At 72.7% G+C, this 19,739-nt stretch carries 16 protein-coding genes and 1 riboswitch; of the genes, 6 read left to right on the top strand and 10 right to left on the bottom strand.

Translation table 11 applies throughout. The features are described 5' to 3' along the window. Positions 1 to 5 precede the first annotated feature (5 nt). From STBA_RS24195 to STBA_RS24175, 5 genes are all read right to left on the bottom strand, one after another. On the bottom strand, positions 6 to 1,838 hold the full coding sequence (locus STBA_RS24195) for an AGE family epimerase/isomerase (protein ID WP_077061252.1): 1,833 nt from the start codon (positions 1,836 to 1,838) through the stop codon (positions 6 to 8). Beyond that, positions 1,835 to 2,440 (bottom strand): DJ-1/PfpI family protein, encoded by a 606-nt coding sequence (locus STBA_RS24190; RefSeq protein WP_077061251.1) that lies wholly within the window; start codon positions 2,438 to 2,440, stop codon positions 1,835 to 1,837. The genes STBA_RS24195 and STBA_RS24190 overlap by 4 nt, the downstream gene beginning before the upstream one ends. After that, positions 2,437 to 2,865 carry a hypothetical protein gene (locus STBA_RS24185; protein WP_077061250.1) on the bottom strand — a complete coding sequence of 143 codons (429 nt, stop codon included), beginning with the start codon at positions 2,863 to 2,865 and terminating at the stop codon, positions 2,437 to 2,439. Before STBA_RS24185 ends, STBA_RS24190 begins: the two co-directional genes overlap by 4 nt. A gap of 63 nt (positions 2,866 to 2,928) precedes the next feature. Then, positions 2,929 to 4,557 (bottom strand): thiamine pyrophosphate-binding protein, encoded by a 1,629-nt coding sequence (locus STBA_RS24180; protein WP_077061249.1) that lies wholly within the window; start codon positions 4,555 to 4,557, stop codon positions 2,929 to 2,931. Positions 4,558 to 4,596: 39 nt separating this feature from the next. Next, positions 4,597 to 5,424, bottom strand: coding sequence for a type 1 glutamine amidotransferase domain-containing protein (locus STBA_RS24175; RefSeq protein ID WP_077061248.1), 828 nt, complete (start codon positions 5,422 to 5,424; stop codon positions 4,597 to 4,599). A 280-nt stretch (positions 5,425 to 5,704) separates the two neighbouring features. On the opposite strand from STBA_RS24175, the gene STBA_RS24170 reads away from it, so the two are divergent. The 3 genes from STBA_RS24170 to STBA_RS24160 are packed head-to-tail and all read left to right on the top strand — an operon-like array spanning position 5,705 to position 10,844. Beyond that, a complete protein-coding gene (locus STBA_RS24170; RefSeq protein ID WP_077061247.1) occupies positions 5,705 to 7,669 on the top strand; it encodes an alpha-1,4-glucan--maltose-1-phosphate maltosyltransferase in 1,965 nt (654 codons plus the stop codon). Beyond that, positions 7,666 to 9,405: a maltose alpha-D-glucosyltransferase gene (treS, locus tag STBA_RS24165; protein ID WP_077061246.1), complete on the top strand. Its 1,740-nt coding sequence runs from the start codon at positions 7,666 to 7,668 to the stop codon at positions 9,403 to 9,405. Before STBA_RS24170 ends, treS begins: the two co-directional genes overlap by 4 nt. Beyond that, on the top strand, positions 9,402 to 10,844 hold the full coding sequence (locus STBA_RS24160) for a hypothetical protein (protein WP_077061245.1): 1,443 nt from the start codon (positions 9,402 to 9,404) through the stop codon (positions 10,842 to 10,844). The genes treS and STBA_RS24160 overlap by 4 nt, the downstream gene beginning before the upstream one ends. Here STBA_RS24160 and STBA_RS24155 read toward each other — a convergent pair. The 4 genes from STBA_RS24155 to STBA_RS24140 form a co-directional block, all read right to left on the bottom strand. Continuing rightward, a complete protein-coding gene (locus STBA_RS24155) occupies positions 10,798 to 11,463 on the bottom strand; it encodes a ScbR family autoregulator-binding transcription factor (RefSeq protein ID WP_077061244.1) in 666 nt (221 codons plus the stop codon). The genes STBA_RS24160 and STBA_RS24155 overlap by 47 nt on opposite strands. 339 nt (positions 11,464 to 11,802) lie before the next feature. Further along, complete coding sequence (locus tag STBA_RS24150) at positions 11,803 to 12,588, bottom strand: ScbR family autoregulator-binding transcription factor (RefSeq protein ID WP_077061243.1); 786 nt, start codon at positions 12,586 to 12,588, stop codon at positions 11,803 to 11,805. Between the two features lie 417 nt (positions 12,589 to 13,005). Then, positions 13,006 to 14,193 carry a transposase gene (locus STBA_RS24145; protein WP_077061242.1) on the bottom strand — a complete coding sequence of 396 codons (1,188 nt, stop codon included), beginning with the start codon at positions 14,191 to 14,193 and terminating at the stop codon, positions 13,006 to 13,008. Between the two features lie 738 nt (positions 14,194 to 14,931). Beyond that, positions 14,932 to 15,405 carry a GNAT family N-acetyltransferase gene (locus STBA_RS24140; protein ID WP_077061241.1) on the bottom strand — a complete coding sequence of 158 codons (474 nt, stop codon included), beginning with the start codon at positions 15,403 to 15,405 and terminating at the stop codon, positions 14,932 to 14,934. Positions 15,406 to 15,853: 448 nt separating this feature from the next. Here STBA_RS24140 and STBA_RS24135 point away from each other — a divergent pair, with 448 nt between their 5' ends. Next, positions 15,854 to 16,519, top strand: a complete 666-nt coding sequence (locus STBA_RS24135; protein ID WP_077061240.1) for a M23 family metallopeptidase — start codon at positions 15,854 to 15,856, stop codon at positions 16,517 to 16,519. 164 nt (positions 16,520 to 16,683) lie between these two features. Here the strand turns inward: STBA_RS24135 and STBA_RS24130 are convergent, their stop codons facing one another. Beyond that, complete coding sequence (locus tag STBA_RS24130) at positions 16,684 to 17,328, bottom strand: hypothetical protein (protein WP_077061239.1); 645 nt, start codon at positions 17,326 to 17,328, stop codon at positions 16,684 to 16,686. A gap of 160 nt (positions 17,329 to 17,488) precedes the next feature. Further along, positions 17,489 to 17,577: riboswitch (ZMP/ZTP riboswitch) on the top strand. 22 nt (positions 17,578 to 17,599) lie between these two features. Here STBA_RS24130 and STBA_RS24125 point away from each other — a divergent pair. Beyond that, the gene (locus STBA_RS24125) at positions 17,600 to 18,475 is read left to right on the top strand and encodes a bifunctional 5,10-methylenetetrahydrofolate dehydrogenase/5,10-methenyltetrahydrofolate cyclohydrolase (protein WP_077061238.1); all 876 of its coding nucleotides are present in this window, start codon (positions 17,600 to 17,602) and stop codon (positions 18,473 to 18,475) included. 242 nt (positions 18,476 to 18,717) lie between these two features. Beyond that, complete coding sequence (locus tag STBA_RS24120; RefSeq protein ID WP_077061237.1) at positions 18,718 to 19,716, top strand: RICIN domain-containing protein; 999 nt, start codon at positions 18,718 to 18,720, stop codon at positions 19,714 to 19,716. Positions 19,717 to 19,739 lie beyond the last annotated feature (23 nt).

Here is a 19,739-nt window from a genome sequence, read left to right as displayed (position 1 = left end):
CGCGCTCACCCGCCGCCCGGCCGCACCCGGGCCTGGACGGTGAGCCGTTCGGTGCTCGCGGGCAGCCGCACCGTCATCGCCCCGGGGTCGAAGTCGTCGTAGGGCGCGCCGTCGACGAGGACGCGGTCGAGCACGATGCGTCCCGGCGGGAACACGTCGGGCGAGACGCGCAGCAGCCGGCCGGGGAAGGCCGCGTCGGCGCGGGGCCTGAACCACAGGTCGAGCGGCTCGCGGTGGACCAGCAGCCGGGTGTACACCTCGGCGAGGAAACAGAGTTCGGCCTTGTGGTACATGCTCATCGCGTGGCTGCCCTTGAGGCGTTCGTCGCCGAGCAGGTAGGGGATGCCGGAGGCCAGGACGGTGAAGAACACGCCGCCCTCGTCGTGGTCGAGGAAGAAGGAGTTGTAGAACGCGGAGGATTCGCGGGCGTGGCGCAGGAAGTCGTCCGAGCCGGTGTTCCCGGCGAGGATCAGGTAGGCGAGGATGGCCTGTTCCTGCTGCCACCACGTCTTGTGGTCGTGCCAGACGAACGCGTGCCGCCCGCCCTCCTGCTCGCGTTCCAGCAGGTCGTACCAGCCGCCGCGGCGCACGTCGCGGCCCACGTCGGGCATGGTCGCGCCGATGCGCTCGGCCAGCTCGCGGTACTCGCGCTTGGGCAGGGCGCCCTGCATGCGCATGAGGTTCCAGGCGATCTTCAGGTTGTGGCCGACGACGGCGCGGTCCTGCTGCCAGCCCCAGGTGCGGTCGGGGGTCCAGTCGCCGTGGAAGCGTTCGTGGACGAACGGGCTGGGCCGCGCGGAGCGGTCCGGCAGGTGGGTGACGATCATGTCGAAGGTGTGCTCCAGCATCCGCAGGTGCTGCGGGTCGCCGGTCGCCAGGTACAGGTTGAACAGGTAGGCCGGGGCGTGGTCGCCGACCGAGTTCCAGTTCTTTCGGGCCCGGTTGGGGCCGAGGGAGTCGTGGAACGGGCTGAGGGTGACCGGGTCGATGTGCGACCAGTAGCCGCCGCGGCCCTGATCGCGGAAGTACCGTTCGAAGAGGCGGAGCGTGGCCTGGACATCGGCGAGGATCTCCGGCGCGCCGGTGACCCGGTAGGTCTGCACGAGGCCGACGAGCGCGTAGATCTGCTCGTAGGCGGGGATCGCCCGGTAGTCGTCGCCGAACTCGGAGGCGAACAGCTTGTGGTCGCGCGGCCCGGTGTTGTCCATGCCGTGGTACCAGTAGACGATGTCCTCGTCCGGGTCGGCGAGCCGCAGGTGGTCGTGCAGGTAGCGGGAGCCGCGTTCGGCGACGGTGAGGAAGTCCTCCTCGCCGCTCAGCAGGTAGGCGGCGGCCATGCCGTAGACCATGCGGGAGATGGTGTCGGCCTCCTGCCTCGGCCCCGCGCCCTTCTGCCCGTTGCCCAGGATCTCGGTGCGGTAGTCGCCGAAGTCCGGCTCCCCGTCGCCGAACTGGGAGCGCCGGTAGAACGCGGCGAGCTGCCGCAGCTGCCCGGTCCACCAGCCGGCGCGCTCGAACGGCCAGCCGCCGTCGGGCCCGGTGACGACGGTCAGCTGCGCCGCCTGGTGGTGCGGCCCGCCGTCCGCCGGGTAGATCGGCCCGTGGCAGAAGACGAAGCAGCCGGGCACCAGCACGTCGTACAGGCTGCCGCTGACGTCCTCGTACGGCTCCCCCAGGTTGCGCAGCCGCCGGCCCGAGGTGGTGGCGGTGAGGTGGACCGTGACCGTTCCGCCGTCCAGGGTGCGCAGGTCCACGCGCCGGTCCTGCCGCCGGATGACGTACCCGGCGGTGGTGTCGGAGAAGGTGAACGCCGCCTGCGGCTCCCCGCCGCCGCTCACGGCGCGGCCTCGGCGGCGGGCGGGTCGAGCCGGTCGATGAGAGTGCGGGCCAGCAGGTGGCACTCCTCGACCGTGCGGCTCGTGACCAGGTCGCCGTCGACGACGACGTCCAGGTCCGTGTAGTGCGCGCCCATGTTGCGGACATCGCCCACCAGGTTGTTGTGGCAGGTGACCTCGCGCCCGCGCACCAAGTCGGGCGCCGCGGTGAGCAGCAGCAGCGCGTGGCAGGAGAACGCCTTGACCAGCTGCGGCATGCGGAACGCCCGGCGCATCAGCTCGACCGCGGGCGCGAGGCGGTCCACGTTCTCGCTGTACCGCAGCCGGTCGGCGACCTGTCCTGACGGCACGACGAGGGCGGCGAGCCCGGACAGCTCCGCGTAGTCCAGCCGTTCCAGGTCGCCGGCCACCACGACGGGCGCGCCGCGGTCGTGCCCCGTGAAGCGCAGCGAGGACTGGCCCCACAGCCGGGTCAGCAGGACGACCTCGGCGCCCTCCTCGGCGAAGCGGCGCTGGTAGTAGGAGAGTTCCTCCTCCACGAAGTCGTTCTCCACCAGGATGCCTATGCGGCGGCCGGTCAGCCGGCCGCCCGGATGCGTACTCATCGTTCCGTCCCTTGCACGTCGCGGGTGGGATGGGGCGCGGGCCGCGGCTGGACCGCGATGGTCCTGATGCGGGGGACGCCGTCCTGGAGGACGACCCACCACTCGTGGCGGGCCGGCGGCACGTCGCCCGCGCCGGCCACGGCGACCGAGGCCAGCGCGTGCACGGGCGACTGCATGTGCACCTGGATGCCGCCCGGTTCCGGCCGGGCGCCGGTCAGCGGGCGGCAGGCGCCCGTGCGGTACCACCGCTCGAACTCCTGCCGGCCGCGCAGGGTGGTGGTGGGCAGGTCGATGCGCAGGCCGTTGGCCAGGTGCGGCAGCAACTGCTCGGCGGGAACGCCGCGTCCGAGCGCCTCGTACCAGTCGCGCACCAGCGCCTCCACGGTGGCCGTGGGCGGCGTCGAGCGGGCAGCGGGCACGTTCACTGGGGTCTCCTCGTTCGTCCTGCCCGGCGTCGCGCCGGGTCGTTCAGTCGATGACCAGGCCGTTCAGTCGATGACCAGGTCGATCAGGTACGGGCCCTCGTGCGCCCACATCTCCGCCAGCGCGGGCGCGATGTGGTCGTGGCGGTCGACCCGCCGGGCGGGCACGCCGAGCGCGGCGGCCAGGTCGGCGAAGGCGATGGCGGGCCTGGTCAGGTCGAAGGCGTCGGGCGCGTCGTGCGGCCGGATGCCCAGCTCCGCCCAGTACTGCTCGATGTTGAGGTCGAGCAGGCGGTAGCGGCCGTTGTTGCAGATGACGAACTTGGCGTCGATGTGCTCCCGAGCCGCCGTCCACAGGGCCTGGAAGGTGTACATGCTGCCGCCGTCCCCGGTGAAGCCGACGACCGGCAGTTCGGGGCGCGCCAGCTTCACGCCGAGCGCGCCGGGGATGCCGACGCCCAGGGAGCCACCGCGGGTCTGGAAGAACGTGCCGGGCACGCGCGGCGGCAGGTGCCGGGCCAGTGGCGCGCCCGCGGTCAGCGCCTCGTCGAACACGGCGAGGCCGGGCGGGGCGGTCTCGGCGAGGGTCCGCACGAACGCGTCGAGCAGCGGCTCCTCGCCGGCGGGCACGGGCGCCGGGCGCGCGGGCTCGCGCGCCTGCCCGGCCGGCGGGCCGCCGGGGCCTCGACCGCCGGGGTCCTGGCCGAGCGCGTCGGCCAGGGCGGCGAGCGTGAGCCGCGGATCGGCGACGAGGCCGATGTCCACGGGGAAGTTCTTGGCGATCTCGTAGGCGTCCAGGTCGATGTGGACGATGCGGGCCCCGTCGCGGAACGGGCTGGTCAGCGAGGGGAACACCTCGGGGAAGACGTAGGTGCCGACGATGAGCACCGCGTCGGCGTCGCCGACGACGCGGGCGCTGCTGGCGCCGAACATGTGCCCCAGCTCCCCGCCGTACAGCGGGTGGGTGGTGTCGAAGTTGACCTCGGACGAGTTGGCGCCCCACACCGGCGCGCCCAGCCGTTCCGCCACCCGCGTCAGCTCCTGCTTCGCGCCGGAGACCGCCACGCCGTCGCCCATGACGATCAGCGGGCGCGCGGCGTCCGCGAGGACGCGGGCGGCGCGTTCCACCGCCTCGGGGGCGGGGCGGGAGCGGGTGTCGGGGAGGCTGGTCGGCACGGCGGGCTCGCTGGTCATGCGGTCCAGCACGTCGGCCGGCAGGACCACCACGACCGGGCCGCGCGGCGGCGTCATCGCGATCTTCACGGCGCGCCGCAGGACGCGCAGCGTCGAGTCGGGGTCGATGACGCGGGTGGCGTACTTGGTCACCGGCTCGGCCATCGCGACCAGGTCGGCCGCCATCTGGCCGTCCATCGCGTCGTAGCGCACCCCGGCCTCGCCGACGAGCACCACGAGCGGTGAACCGCCGCGTCTGGCCTGGTACAGCATGCCGATGCCGTTGCCGAGGCCGACGCCGCTGTGCAGCTGGACCAGGCCCGGGCGCCGGGTGGCGCGGGCGTACCCGTCGGCCATCCCCACGGCCGCGCCCTCGTGGAGCGCGAGCACGTAGGAGAGGTCGAAGCGGCCTCCTTCGTCCAGGAAGCCCTGCTCGACGGTTCCTGGATTTCCGAACATGTACGAGATGCCATCCGCCGCGAACTGCTCGAAGATGGCGGTCTTTCCGGGCCTGGCAGGCATGCTGGGCCGTTCCTTTCCGTCAGGGGTGGGTCGGTCGGGTCACCAGCCGTGGCGGCGCAGGCCGTTGTCCAGCACCTCGACCATCAGCGCGCCGGAGGGCGCCGAGTCGGGCGTCGAACGCGCCGTGACGAACGGGTAGTCGACGATGACGGAGGTCTCCTTGCCGACGTTGCCGTGGAAGCCGCCGTCCGGACCCGTGGCGTCGCGCAGGATGTACTCCAGCGGGTACGGCGGCGGGCCCATGTTGAAGTCGACGCCGAGGAAACCGGTGCCGTCCTTGTAGTCGTACTCCTTGGGGTGTCCGGTGACGTGCTTGCCCCACAGCAGGCTGGCGCGCGTCTCCAGGTCGCGGGCGAAGGCGAGCACGGCCACGCCGTAGCACTCGGCGAGGATCGGCTTGTCCGCGGAGACGAACGCGAGGACCAGTTCGTGCAGCCGCTCGTTGTTGGCCAGGTCGACGATGGGGCCGCTGCCGCCGACGATGACCAGGCCGTCGAAGCCGGTCACCAGGTCCAGCACGGCCGCGTCCCGCCTGGCGTGGTAGTCCTCCAGCTCCCGCAGGTGGTTCAGGGCGCTGTAGTAGGGGCGTTCCGGGATCAGGTCGGCGAGGCTCAGCGGGTTGTCGAGGCGGCTCGACTCGTCCAGCTCGCGCGCCCTGCGGGCCATGTCCCGGGTGGTGACGGACCGGCCGAGCGGCGGGTCGATGTACTCGGCGTCCAGGCTCGGCGGCAGCGCGTGCGCCCGCTCGCCGGTGGGCGTCGCGAAGGTGACGCGGTACCCGGCGGCGTCGAACGCCTCGACGGGTCCGACAAGTTCCTCACCCCAGTAGCCGTACTCGGAAAGCACGACGAGTATTTGCTTGGGCACGGGCCCTCCCACGTTTGGATTCCGGTGGCCTGAATTCCAGGACGTTTCCCAGTAGAGCCGCCGCCCGGCGGGCGCGGCAAGGAGCCGCGGTACGGGCGCGACCACTTGTTCAACTTGCCGGAAAGTCCCGGCGCGCGGTCCGCCGGGAAATAACCGGCCGCGGCGCGGGCCACTTGCACGAGTTGACGCAGTGAGCGGCTTTTGTGGTGCGTTATTGCCGTGCGTGCAGGAGTATTTCGCACTCTTGGACGGGACAACCCGCCAAGAAGGGGACCACGATATGAGCGGCAGACTGGCCGTATCGGAAATCTCACCCGTCGTCAGCGGCGGCTGCCACCCGGCGAAGGCCGTGGTGGGCGAGCACGTGCCGGTGACGGCGACCATCTGGCGCGAGGGACACGAAAGCCTGGCCGCCGCGGTCGTCTGGTCGGGCCCCGGCCCGGACGCGCGACCGGTGACGGTACCCATGACCCTGGCCGACGAGGGGCTCGACCGGTGGCGCGCCACGGTGGTGCCCGACCGGCCCGGCATGTGGTCCTACCGGGTCGACGCCTGGGGCGACCCCTGGGCGACCTGGCTGCACACGATCCGGGCCAAGACCGGCGCCGGGCTGCGCGCCGCGGCGCTGTCCAACGACCTCGCCACCGGGGCCGCGCTGCTCGACCGGCTCGCCGCGCAGGCCGCGGAGCCGGCCGCGGCCAGGGCGGCGGCGGCGCGGCTGCGGCGCGCCGACCTGCCGCTCGGCCGGCGGCTCGCCCCCGCGCTCGGCGAGGACGTCGCCGCGCTGGCCGCGCGGCACCCGCTGCGCGAACTGCTGACCCGCGGCCCGGTGCACCGCGTATTCGCCGACCGCACCCGGGCGCTGCACGGCGCCTGGTACGAGCTGTTCCCGCGTTCCACCGGCGGGCGGGACGACCAGGGCCGCCCGCGGCACGGCACGTTCGCCACGGCGGCGGCCGACCTGCCGCGCATCGCCGCGATGGGCTTCGACGTGGTGTACCTGCCGCCCGTCCACCCGATCGGCACCACCCACCGCAAGGGCCGCGACAACGCCCTGACCGCCGGCCCGGACGACGTCGGCTCCCCGTGGGCCGTGGGCTCGGCCGAGGGCGGGCACGACGCGGTACACCCGGCGCTCGGCACGGCGGAGGACTTCCGCGGCTTCGTCGCGGCGGCCCGCGGCCTCGGGATGGAGGTCGCGCTCGACCTCGCCTTCCAGTGCTCGCCCGACCACCCCTGGGTCAGGGAGCACCCGGAGTGGTTCACGGCGAGGCCGGACGGCACGATCGCCTACGCGGAAAACCCGCCCAAGCGCTACCAGGACATCTATCCGCTGAATTTCGACAACGACCGGGAAGGTCTGTACGCGGAACTGCTGCGCATCGTCCTGCACTGGGTGGACCAGGGAGTCCTGATCTTCCGGGTGGACAATCCGCACACGAAGCCGCTCGCGTTCTGGCAGTACCTGATATGGCGGGTCAAGGAAACGCATCCTGATGTGCTGTTCCTGGCCGAGGCATTCACCCGGCCCGCCGTGCTGAAGGACCTGGCACGCGTCGGGTTCACGCAGTCCTACACGTATTTCACGTGGCGTACCGGCAAACAGGAACTCACCGACTACGCGCGGGAACTCGCCGCGGAGGCCGACTTCCTGCGGCCGAACTTCTTCGTGAACACGCCCGACATCCTGCCCGCGGGGCTCCAGCACGGCGGCCCCGGCATGTTTGCGCTGCGCGCCGCGCTGGCCGCGACCCTCTCGCCCACCTGGGGCGTCTACTCCGGCTTCGAGCTGTACGAGCACCTGCCGGTGCGGCAGGGCACCGAGGAGTACCTGTCCTCCGAGAAGTACGAGTTGCGGCCCCGCGACCACGCGGCGGCCGAGGCCGCCGGGCGCAGCCTCGCGCCGTGGCTCACGCTGCTGAACCGCGTGCGCCGCGCGCACCCGGCGCTCCGGCAGCTGCGCCGCATCGACTTCCTCGACGTCGACAACGACGCGCTGCTCGCCTACGTCAAGACCGACCCGGCGACCGGCGACGCCGTGCTCTGCGTCGTCACCCTCAACCCGTTCGGCGCCGAGGAGGGAACGGTGCGCGGCGCGCCCGCCGCGTTCGGCGCCGCGGACCGGCCGCTGGTGCTGCGCGACGAGGCCACCGGCGAACTCGTGCCCTGGGACCAGGCCACGCGGGTCCGCATCGATCCGGCGCGGGCCGTGGCCCGGCTGCTGACGAAGGAGCTGCCGCGATGAGCAGGCGCATTGCCCCCGGGGTCATCGTCGAGCCCGCATCCGAGGCGTTCGGCACGGCCCGCGCGCTGCCGGTTGAGCCCGACTGGTTCAAGCGGGCCGTCTTCTACGAGGTGCTGGTCCGCTCGTTCTACGACTCCGACGCCGACGGCACCGGCGACATGAAGGGCCTGACGGAGAAGCTGGACTACCTGCGCTGGCTCGGCGTCGACTGCCTGTGGCTGCCGCCGTTCTACGCCTCGCCGCTGCGCGACGGCGGCTACGACATCAGCGACTACCGTGCGGTGCTGCCGGAGTTCGGCACCATCGACGACTTCGTCGGCCTGGTCGACGCCGCGCACGCCCGCGGCATCCGCGTCATCACCGACCTGGTGATGAACCACACCTCCGACGCGCACCCCTGGTTCCAGGAGTCCCGCAGGCATCCCGAAGGCCCGTACGGGGATTTCTACATGTGGGCCGACGACGACACCGGGTACCCGGACGCGCGCATCATCTTCGTCGACACCGAGACGTCCAACTGGACGTACGACCCGGTCCGCGGCCAGTACTACTGGCACCGGTTCTTCTCCCACCAGCCCGACCTGAACTACGAGAACCCGCGCGTCCAGGACGCGATGCTGGACGCGCTGCGCTTCTGGCTCGACCTCGGCATCGACGGCTTCCGCCTGGACGCGGTGCCCTACCTGTTCGCGGAGGAGGGCACCAACTGCGAGAACCTGCCGCGGACCCACGCGTTCCTCAAGGGCGTCCGGAAGATCGTGGACGCCGAGTACCCGGGGCGCGTCCTGCTGGCCGAGGCCAACCAGTGGCCGGCCGACGCCGTCGAGTACTTCGGCGACCCGGCGCAGGGCGGCGACGAGTGCCATATGGCGTTCCACTTCCCGCTGATGCCGCGGATCTTCATGGCGCTGCGGCAGGAGAACCGCGCCCCGGTCTCGGAGATCGTCGCCCGCACTCCCGGCATCCCCGAGCACTGCCAGTGGGGGATCTTCCTGCGCAACCACGACGAGCTGACCCTCGAAATGGTCACCGACGAGGAACGCGCCTACATGTACGAGGAGTTCGCGCCCGAGCCGCGGATGCGGGCCAATATCGGCATCCGCCGGCGCCTCGCGCCGCTGCTGGACAACGACCGCAGGCAGCTGGAGCTGGTCACCTCGCTGCTGCTGTCGCTGCCGGGCTCGCCGATCCTCTACTACGGCGACGAGATCGGCATGGGCGACAACATATGGCTCGCCGACCGGGACGCGGTGCGCACCCCGATGCAGTGGACGCCGGACCGGAACGCGGGCTTCTCCGCCGCCGACCCCGGCCGACTCGACCTGCCGGTGATCATGGACCCGGTCTTCGGCCACCCCGCGGTCAACGTCGAGGCGCAGCTGCGTTCCCCGGCCTCGCTGCTCCAGTGGACCCGGCGGATGCTGACCCTCCGCAGGCGGCACCCGGCATTCGGGCTCGGGACCTTCCGTGAGGTGGAGACCTCCAACCCGGCCGTGCTCGCCTTCATCCGCCACTACCGGGGCCCGGACGGCTCCCACGACCAGGTGCTGTGCGTGAACAACTTCTCGCGCATGCCGCAGCCGGTCTCGCTCTCCCTGCCGGGCGCGGCGGGCGCCGGGCTGGTCGAACTGACCGGCGCCGTGACGTTCCCCGCCCTCGGCTCCGCCCCCTACCAGCTGACGCTCCCGGGACACGGCGTCTACTGGTTCGGCGTCGAAAGGCCGGAACAGCCGTGACGCGCACGCCCCTTGACCCGACCGACGTGCTGAACTCGCCCGAGGTCCGCGCGGCCCTGGCCGCGTGGCTGCCGCGGCAGCGCTGGTTCGCCGCGGCCGGCGGGCGCCTGCCGCGGCCCGCGGTCGTGCGCACCCACACGTTCCACCGCGCGGGCGGCACGGCCGGGGTCATCGCGCTGGTGCGCGACGAGGCCGCGGCCGGCCGCGCGGGCGGCGACTACCAGGTGCCGCTCGGCGTCGGGCCCGCGGGCGGGGCGCCGCCCGGCGCCGCGGTGATCGCGCGGCCGGGCGGCGCCGCCGTGTGGGACGCACTCGCGGACGCCTCGCTCGTCGGCGTACTGATCGCGCACGTCGCCGCCGGGCACGAACGCGACGGGCTGCGCTTCCGTGCCGAACCCCCCGGGTTCCGCCCGCCGGGGCCCGCGGCGCCGGTGCGCCCGCCGGGCGCCGAGCAGACCAACACCTCGGTGGTGGTGGACGAGCGGTACATCCTGAAGGTGTTCCGCCGCGTCCTGCCGGGCCCCAACCCGGACCTCGTGCTGCACCGCATGCTGCGGGACGCGGGCTCGCGGCACGTCACGCCGCTGCTCGGCTCCGTGGAGTCCGAAGGACCTGACGGGCCGGGCGGCGCGCCCACCACCCTGGCCACGGTGCAGACCTACCTGCCGCGGGCCGCCGACGGCTGGGAGCTGGCGCTGGCCGGTGCGGGCGCCGGGGACTTCACCGCGGAGGCCCGCAGGCTCGGGGAGGCCGTCGCCGCCGTCCACCGCGACCTGGCCGCCGCCGGCGGGGTGACGCCGCTCGGCGCCGCGGACTACGCGGCGCTGGCCGCCTCGTTCCTGCGGCGGCTGGACGCGGCGCTGGCCGCGGCACCGCGGCTGGCCCGGTACGCGCCGGGCCTGCGCGCGGCGTTCGCGGCGGTCGCGGACCTGGACCCGGCGGCCGGGCGGACCGCGCACCTCGTGCACGGCGACCTGCACCTGGGGCAGACCCTGCGCACGGCGGACGGCTGGCTGCTGATCGACTTCGAGGGCGAGCCGCTGGCCGCGTCCCACGGCGAGAGCGGCGCCGCCCACTCCCCGCTGCGGGACGTGGCCGGGATGCTGCGTTCCTTCGACTACGCCGCGCACCACGGCCTCACCGGCGCCGCGGCGGACGCCACCGCGGAGCCGCGGCGCCGCGCCGCGGCCCTGCGGTGGGCCGAACGCAGCGCGGACGCCTTCTGGCGCGGGTACGCACGGGCCGCGGGCCGCGAACCGGCCGAGGACGCGGCGCTGTTGCGGGCCTACGAGCTGGACAAGGCGGTGTACGAGGTGCTGTACGAGACGCGGTACCGGCCGGCGTGGGCGTGGATTCCCCTCCAGTTCCTCCGGCGTGCGCTGCCCGCCCGCGTCAGCACAGCGCGTCGCCGCAACAGTGGCTCGCGGAGGTCCCGTTGACCATGGCGATGACATCGGCGCTGCCGTGGGGGCGCAGCCGCGGCAGGACGGACTCCTGGACCATGCCGGGGAGCGCGACCCGCCACCAGGTGGTGAGCCGCTCCACGAGATCGGCACGGTCGCAGGCGACCGCCGACAGTAACTGCACTCCCGTGAAGGAGCCGATGATCATGTAGGCCAGATCCTCGGGGCTGGCGCCGGGACGCAGCTCCCCGTGGTCCTTCGCCAGCATCAGCTGGCTGCGGCACAGTTCCGTCCACCAGTGGTACATCCCCGGGTCGGACTCGCCGAGCACGCCCTGCTCGACGGTCAGCCGCACGCCGGCCCGCAGCAGGGTGTTGGTGGCGAAGGACCGCGCCACCCCGTGCGTGATGTCGATGACCGTCTGCGCGTGGAGGCCCGTGTTGGTGAGCATGACCGAACGCCGCTGCTCCGCCATGACGCTGCGGGCCAGGGCCTCCTTGGAGTCGAAGTGGAAGTAGAGAGCGCCCTTGGTGACGCCCGCGGCTCGGAGAATGTCCGTGATGCTGGCCGACGCGTACCCGTGTTCGTCGAAGACGGCCGCGGCGGCTTCGATCACACGGCGCCTGGTGCGCAACGCCCGCTGCTGGGTGGCCAAACGAACCTCCTGGTGGTGAACCGCAGCACGCCGCGGCCCGCGAAAGCCGCGTGCTGGCCGGGGCCTTGCCGTGAGCGAGTCGGTCACGTCCAAAACAAACCGTTTGGTGCGTACTTTAACGGGGGCGTTTGGGTGCTCACTGTGATCTGTTACGGGACCGGAACCCGGGACGCGCCTTCTGGCCGGATGGTCAGGCTTGTCCCGCGCCACGGCGGCGCGCGGCGCGGCAGCGGGGAGCGCGGCGCGGCAGCACCTGGCCGCACGCGCCCCGCGCTCCGCCGGTAGGCGGAGCGCGGGAGCGGCGGGTGCGGCGCGCGCGCCGGGCGCGCGGCCGGGTGGTTACCCGGCCGGGGCGACGTCCGGCACGGCACCGGCGGCCGACCGAGGGGAAACCGGTTGCGGCGGAACGGGCGGGCGCGGGGAACGAGGCGACTCCCGTTCACGGACCGGCTCCGGTTCACGGACCGATTCCGGTTCACGGGCCGATTCCGGTTCACGGACCGGCTCCTCGTTCGGTGCCGCGGTGAGGCGGTACGGCCGCGGGTCGGCGGCCAGGGTCGGCAGCAGCATGCGCCAGATCGAGGTGAGCCGGTCTTCGAGACCCGGCCCCTCGGCCACCCGCTCGGCGAGCAGCTGGGCGCCGATGACCGCGGCGACGATGGCCTCCGCCGCGGCGTCGCAGTCCACTTCGGTCCGCAGCTCGCGATCGGCGAGCGCACGGGCGAGGTAGCCGCGCACCATGACGACGCAGGAACGCTCCGGCGCGCCCCACGGGCCGTCGAACACGCCCACCTCACGACGCAGTCGCACCCCCGCGCGGGCGGCGGTGCTGCCGTGCAGCAGCCGGGCCACCGCGTAGGAGAAGTCGATGAGCCCCTGGAGCCCCCGCGGCCCCAGCTCCTTGGCACGGGCTGCAAGAGCGGCCCACGCCACCGCCTCCTCCTCCAGGACGACCTCGGCGACCTGCTGTTTCGAAGTGAAGTGGAAGTACAGCGCCCCCTTGGTCACGCCCGCGGCCCGAAGGATGTCCGTGAGGGCCGTTCCGTCGTACCCCTGCCGGCCGAACACCTCGGCTGCCGCGTCCAGGATCGCTCGTCGCGTCCTGCGGGCCCTCGTCTGCTGCACTCCCGCCCCTCCTCGGAAAGAAACCGCCGTGCTGTGCGCCCTCGCCCCTTGCATATCACGAAGCGGAGGGACTCAATCCGGCTCGCCCGGCAGGGAATTGGCGGCCGGGCGGCATCCGCCGCGCTGCGCTGCCCCGGACCGCCGGTGGGCGTGGCCGGCGCCTGGGCCTTCACTTCATGTTTGGCTGTATTCGAAAAGTGACGATGCGACGGAAGAACACAGGACGTCGCGAAGTCCGTCACCTTATTCACGCGAGGCACAACCGTTCACTCCTGTCGCGGCCCGCGTCCCCTACGCGGTCCGCAGCGCACTCCGGAAGCAGGCGGCGTCCGCCGGCAGCGCGATCTCCCCAGATCGCGTCGGCGGGCACAGAAGGCGGAGGCGGGGGTGTCATGGCCAGTACGTGCACTCCTGCTGTCAATTGCACGAACACAGCGCCGAATCATGGCCCCAGCCGATTTTGTCGAACGCGTATGCGGCGGAAACCATGGTCATGTGGTGGTGCCACCCGCGGAACGAGCGCCCCTCGAAGTCCCGCAGGCCGAACCTGTCCTCCAGCTTCTGCATGTCCTCCTTGCTCCGCAGCGACAGCCGGGCCAGGGACATCACCGAGTCAACACGGTGATCGGCCAGGTTGGTGATCCAGAAGCGGGCCGGGCGGCCCAGGGGGAAGATCTCGCTCAGCAGGCGCACCACCCGCGGCGGCGTATGGCGGCCACCTGCGTGGATGCGCACCAGCGAGGAGACGACGCGGCTGCGGCGGGCCTCCGCCCTGACGGGGGCGAGCACGCTGCTGCGCTGCGCGCCCGGATACTGCACATAGTCGCGGACGGCCACCACCTTTCCGGTCGCGCCCTGCAAAGCCGGGCGGCGGCTCGAAACGGCACTCAGGTGCGCGCCACCGAGCACCTTCATCGATCCGTCGACTTCGAGGGCGAACGTGAACCCGCGGTCCATCAGCGTCGTGATGAAGTCGTCCGCGTGCCTGAGGTGCCTGATATCGGCGATGACGGGCGCGCGGGCGAGCCCCCACTCCGTATCCATCTCGCTCACCATGTCGATCGACTCCCGCCATTCCGGCTGTGCTCCCACTCCATCCGGGATATAGGCCGACTTCCTCAACTTCATGTTGTCTCCCCATCTTCGGGGAAGCAGAATCCGCCAATTCACCGGAATGCTTCCCGAACTGTTGGCGAGAAAGGCTCCCACGCCGATCTGACAATTCAGCGTGCGCCCCGCCTCGGGCAGGAACTGACGTTCCACGCCCACCGATCTGTCTCCTCGCTTGGGTATGGCCGTGCGCGCCAGGACCCAGGCCATCGGCCGTTCCGCGGCCTGGATGTGACGCGCCAGTAGGGCCCGGACGGGCTCCCACTCCCACGGACTCTGATTGATGAACTGTTGCAGGGACTGATGCGCCGGAATGGAAAGTATGCTATCGGCGATCTTGCGGACGGTTTTCTTTCCCTCGACCAGAAGCAGCCCACGGAGGTAGACCTCCGCCCACCGCCGCTGGTCTACCCGCGGCATCGGACTGAAGACTCCATCGGCGAATGACGCGACCGCGTCAGGGATGATTCTCGGGACGATGGTGCTCGCATACATGGACTCCAAACCTCCCGGCCAGCACGTCTCGTTTTGGCGACGGTCTCATGTTTCCTTATGGCATAGGGTGACGCGCAAGTTGAACCTGACGTAGTTGCGATACGACCACAGTTAATGCGGAAGATGCGGTTCACGAGGCAATCAATGGCGCACTGGGCAGAGCGAATGACTGCACGCACCGTTGCGAAATAAAACCGCATGCGGGTCCAGAACTTTATTCGCCTTTACCGAGGTCTTTACCTGCCCCAAGGGGAGCGGTTCCGCATCTCCTAGATTGGCTGGATACGGCCCTGGCGGGCCGCCGGGCGGCCTGATCCGTGCAGCCGGCCGCGGCGGGCGCCACACAGGAAACGCGCACGACCGGCACGACCTGCACCTTCGGGAAACGCCACCGTGACCCCACGCGCACCACCGCGGCCCCGCGGGCAGCGTCCGCGCCCGCGCGGGCGTTCGCGCCCCACGGGAAACCCCCACCGGCCCGGCGCGCGAGGGCCGTTGACGCTCGCCTCGCCATGTGCCCGTCGCGGCGCAGGCCGTATAAAAAACCGTCCGGTATGCACATTCCCGCCGCGCGGACCCCGATGGCTCACCGACAGCGCGCCCACGCCCACGCCGCCGCTCGCCGCGGAACCTGCATTAGACCACCAACCAGGAGGTCACGGCAGTGGGCACCGCCCGGCAACCCGCAGCCCCCGGTGAACGGGACGCCCCCACCCACCGGCAGCCGTCGCCGCGGTGTCAGCCGAGCCGTTTCGCCATGGACTGCTCGCCGGTCGCGCCGGGCGGCAGCCGCCGGCCCGTCGGGAGGAAACCGTTGCGCCGGTAGAAGGCGATGGCCTCGGCGTTCCCCGGGAGTACGGACAGCCGCAGTGACGTGGCTCCCGACTCCCGGGCCCAGGTCTCGACCGCCGCCAGCAGCCGGCCCCCGACGCCGCGGCCCCGGGCCGCGCGGCCGACCCACACCGACCTCAGCTCGCACGCGCCGCCCCCGCGCGGCACCCCCCTGATCATGCCGACGGCGCGGCCGTCCAGCACGGCAACGACGTTGCGCGACCCGGGCAGGGCCAGGCGGGCGCGCCACTGCTCCGCCCCGCCCCGCGGCCAGTCCTCGAGCCGCGCGGTGAACGCGTGCGGGGCATCGGCGAGCGCGGCGAGGCGCGCCTCCCGCCACAGCGGCCAGTCCGACTCGGTCACCACTCTCAAGGACACCATGCCGGGATCATGCCGGGATTCCGCGCCATGCACCCGCCTTTCTCCCACACCCCCCGCGTGGCGCTCGTCACAGGGAAATCCGTGTCCACGAAGCAGCTTCGTAGACACGGTAATGACAAAGGTCCCGGGACCTTTGTCACCCGGCTCGGGAATTACGGTCCTGCCCCGCGGGACCCCTGCGGCCCCCCCGCGGGACCGGCACCGCCGCATCGCTCATAGGCGCAGGTCATGACGGGAGAGCGCGGAGGAACGCGGGGACCTGCGGCCCCCGTCGCCCCCGGCCGCGCGGCACCGGGACAATGAACGCTATTCCGCCGGCACCGCACTTTCCCCCGCTACGCCCCAGCTTCGTAAAAGGGTCTCTTGAACCCCTTCGAGCCGCCGTTTATCAATGAACATGTCCGGCCGTTTCCGGCGGATACCCCAGACTTTGCGAGGTAGTTCTCCCATGCCGAACACCACCACGCTCCGCACCGTGAAGAACCTCCGTCCGCGCTCCAGGACCGGCGTCGCCATAGCCGCCGGACTGTGCGCCTCGGTGGCCGTGACCGGCGCCTCGGTGGCGGCAGGCGACGGCGACGGCGAGCCCACCCAGGTTTTCGCCCCCGCGACCGCGACCCAGCTTGCCGACGCCACGGGCACGCAGGCAGACACCCAGCAGGCCGCGGCCGAGAAGGCCGAGGAGCTGGAGAAGACCTGGACCTCGCCGATCGAGGGCGACTACACCCTGTCCGCGACCTACGGCAACAGCGGTGACCGCTGGGCCAGCGGCCACAGCGGCCAGGACTTCGCCGTCGACACCGGCACCCCCGTCCACGCGGCCCACAGCGGCACCGTCGTGAAGGCGGGCGGCAACGGCGCCGGCGACGGCCCTGCCTACGGCAACGCCATCGTGATCAAGCACGACGACGACACCTTCACCCAGTACGCGCACCTCTCCGAGGTCGACGTGAAGGCGGGGCAGAAGGTCTCGACGAACGACGAGATCGGCCTGTCCGGCAACACCGGTAACAGCAGTGGCCCCCACCTGCACTTCGAGATCCGCACCACGGCCGACTACGGCTCCGCCGTCGACCCCGTGGCCTTCCTGGCCGAGCAGGACCTGAAGCTCTGACTCCGGGCCGCGCCCCCCGCGCCCCCCCGCGCCCCCCGCGCCCCGGCCCACCCACCGGCGCCCTCCCCGCACCGAGCGGGGAGGGCGCCTTCGTGCCCGGCCGGTCCTGTGACCGGCCGCCCCCGTGACCGGCCGCCGCCCCCGTGCCGGCCGCCGGTCCCGCCTCAGCGGCTCAGCGCGAGCCCGTGGTCCGCCGCGAAGATGCGGCGGCACGAGCCGTCGCAGAAGACGTGCAGGACCCCCTCGTGCTCCAGCGTGAGCACCGTCTCCGCCGCGTCCACCACCATGCCGCACACCGGGTCGAGCGCCATGCCGGGCGGCAGCTCCTGCTCCGTTCCCTGCTGCCCGGTCCGGTAGTCGCGGGTGACGTGCTCCACCAGCTCCTGGCTGCCCAGGGACCGCCCCAGGAGCCCGATGCCGCCCTCCGAGACGCCCACCACCTGGACGGTGACGTGCGGCTCGTCCCGCACCCGCCCCGGATCGCGCCCCGCCGCCTCCTCCGTGGCGGCAATCGCGTCCGTCAGCGGGCCGACGACGTGCGGCGCCATGTCCTTGCGCCACGGAGCGGGAACGGTCATCCGCACCAGGTAGCGGGGCGGGTCCGCCGGGTCGGCCGCCGGGCGGTCCCCCAGCACCCAGCCCGCGGGCTCGTGCACCAGCACCTGCGTCAGTCGCCGCTGCGCGTCGAGCACCGCCCGCGCGTGGCTGCCGTCCTCCACCATCAGCGCGTCGATCATGCGACGCCCCAGCTCCTGCTTCTCCCGGCCGTCCAGCACCCCCGGCGGAACGTACACGTCGATGAGCAACATCCGGTCCTCCTCGCCTCTCCTCGACTGCCGCCCCACCAGGCTGCCCCCGGGGCCGACCTCGGGCGTCCTGCGGAGGGCGGACTCCCGCCGGGCCCCTACTCCCCGGGCAGTAACCCGGGCCCGTACTCCCGGGGCAGTACCGGGCGCGCCCGGTACCCTGGGGCCGGGCCGTGACTGGCGCCTTCAGGTGGAGCACCACCGGGAAGCGGCCCGGCGATTCCGCCACTGCCGTGCGCCTGGGCACCCCGCGACGACCGTGCAGGAGTGGCCCATGTCCGCAGCCCCCACCGCCCGTCTCATGACCGGCACCCACATCGCCCGGGACCTGGTCGAACGGAGCGCCGCCGCCGCGACCGACTTCGCCCGCGGCACCGGCCGGGCTCCCTGCCTGGCCACGGTGCTGGTCGGCGAGGACCCCGCCTCGGTGACCTACGTCCGCATGAAGCGCAACCGGTGCGCGAAGGCCGGGATCGACTCCCGCCTCGTCGCACTGCCCGCGGCCACCACGACCGCGGAGCTGGTGGACACCCTCACCGGCCTGTCCGAGGACCCCGGTGTCGACGGAATCCTGCTCCAGCACCCCGTCGGCCCGCACATCGACGAACGGGCCGCTTTCGAGGCGATCGCCCCGCACAAGGACGTGGACGGCGTCACGACGCGGTCCTTCGCCGCCATGGCCTTCGGTCTGCCCGGATTCCTGTCCGCGACCCCGGGCGGCATCATGCGGCTCCTGGACGCGTATGAGGTCGACCCGGCCGGGCGGCACGCCGTCGTCGTCGGCCGCAGCGCGATCCTCGGCAAGCCGGTCGGGATACTGCTGCTCCAGCGGAACGCCACCGTTACGTTCTGTCACTCCCGCACCGAGGACCTGACGGCGGCCGTGCGCCGGGCCGACATCCTGGTGGCCGCCGTCGGCCGCCCCCGTTTCATCCGCGGCGAGGACGTGAAGCCCGGCGCCGTCGTCATCGACGCCGGCTACAACCCGGGCAACGTCGGCGATGTCGACTTCGAGTCGGCGGCGGCGCGCGCCGGCCTCATCACCCCCGTGCCCGGCGGCGTCGGCCCCATGACCATCGCCGTTCTCCTCGCCCAGACCGTCGAGGCCGCCGCCCGCGGGGCCGCCGCGGGCGCGTTCGTTCCGGCCTGATTCCGGCGGTGCCCGCCGCCCCGCCCGGTGCCGCCGCGCTCCGTCGAACGCGGCAGGCGGGCGGGCGCGGCCGGGCGTCCTGGCCGTTCACGGTCCTGCCGGGCGCGCCCGGCAGGACCCGCGGCGCCGCCCCGGCACCGGGCCGCGCCGCCCCCGGAATGGCCGACAGTGCACCCCGCGGTTTGGCAGGAACGCCGGTTGGGGGGAAGCTTCCGCGCGAGCAGCACAGAGGGGGAGCGGCCATGACGCCAGAGCGCAGGAGGAACGGCCCCGCGGGCCTCGCCACGCCCGAGGAGTTCGTCGACGCGCTCCGGGCGCTGAAGGACGCGTCGGGCCTGACCTTCCGGGAGCTGACGGAACGCGCCGCGGCGGTCGGCCACAGCCTGCCGACCAGCACCCTCGCCGGCAGCCTGACCCGCACCTCGCTGCCCAGCGCCGCCGTCGTCACCGGGCTGGTCCGCGCCTGCGGCGGCACCGGCGAGGACGCGGAACGGTGGCTCGCGGCCCGCACCCGCATCGCCGTCGGCGCCGAGGGCCCCGACGAAGCTCAGGACACCGACGAAGCAAAAGCCGAAGCCGAAACCGAAGCCGAGCCGGACGAGCCGCCGCAGCCCGCGGCGCCGACGGCCCGCCGCCACTGGCGGCGGCTGCTCACCGCCGCCGCGGCCGGTGGCCTGATCGTCGCGGGCATCGGCGGCGTCCTCGCCGCCGGCTCCGACGACGAGCCGCGGGACCCCGTCGCCCAGCCGTCGCCAGAAAGCGCCGACCAGCACGTCCCGCCCCTCGGCGACGTCCTGCTGCGCCCCGCCCACACCGGCATGTGCCTGACCGAGGGACGCGAACGCAACGGGCGGACCGACCGGCCGCTGCTCGTCCAGCGCGAATGCGCCACCGCGACGGCCGCCCCGCCGCGGATCGTCCTGCAACAGGCGGCGGAGGGCACCTACCAGCTCCTGTTCGTCCACCCCGACAACGGACCCGGCTGCCTGACCGTCGACCAGGGCGGCCAGGAGGACGGCCTGCTGCTCGCGCCCCGCGATTGCAACGACGGCCTGCCGCACCAGCGTTTCGTCATCGAGCCCATGGACGTGCCCACCGCGGGCGGCTACCGCATCATGCCCGCCCACAGCGACAAGTGCCTCGGCTTCATCGGCCCGGTCGACGAGGAGGGCGCCGAGGTCGCGCAGATGACATGCGTCGGCACGGCCGATCAGCAGTTCCTCATCGAAGCCGCCGACTGAGCCCCACGGGCCCCGACGTCCCG

Origin of the sequence: Streptomyces sp. MP131-18 (assembly GCF_001984575.1) — a bacterium.
GTDB lineage: Bacteria > Actinomycetota > Actinomycetes > Streptomycetales > Streptomycetaceae > Streptomyces > Streptomyces johnsoniae.
The sequence above is the reverse complement of the archived record's forward strand: the minus strand, read 5'-3'. Positions and strand labels throughout refer to the sequence as shown.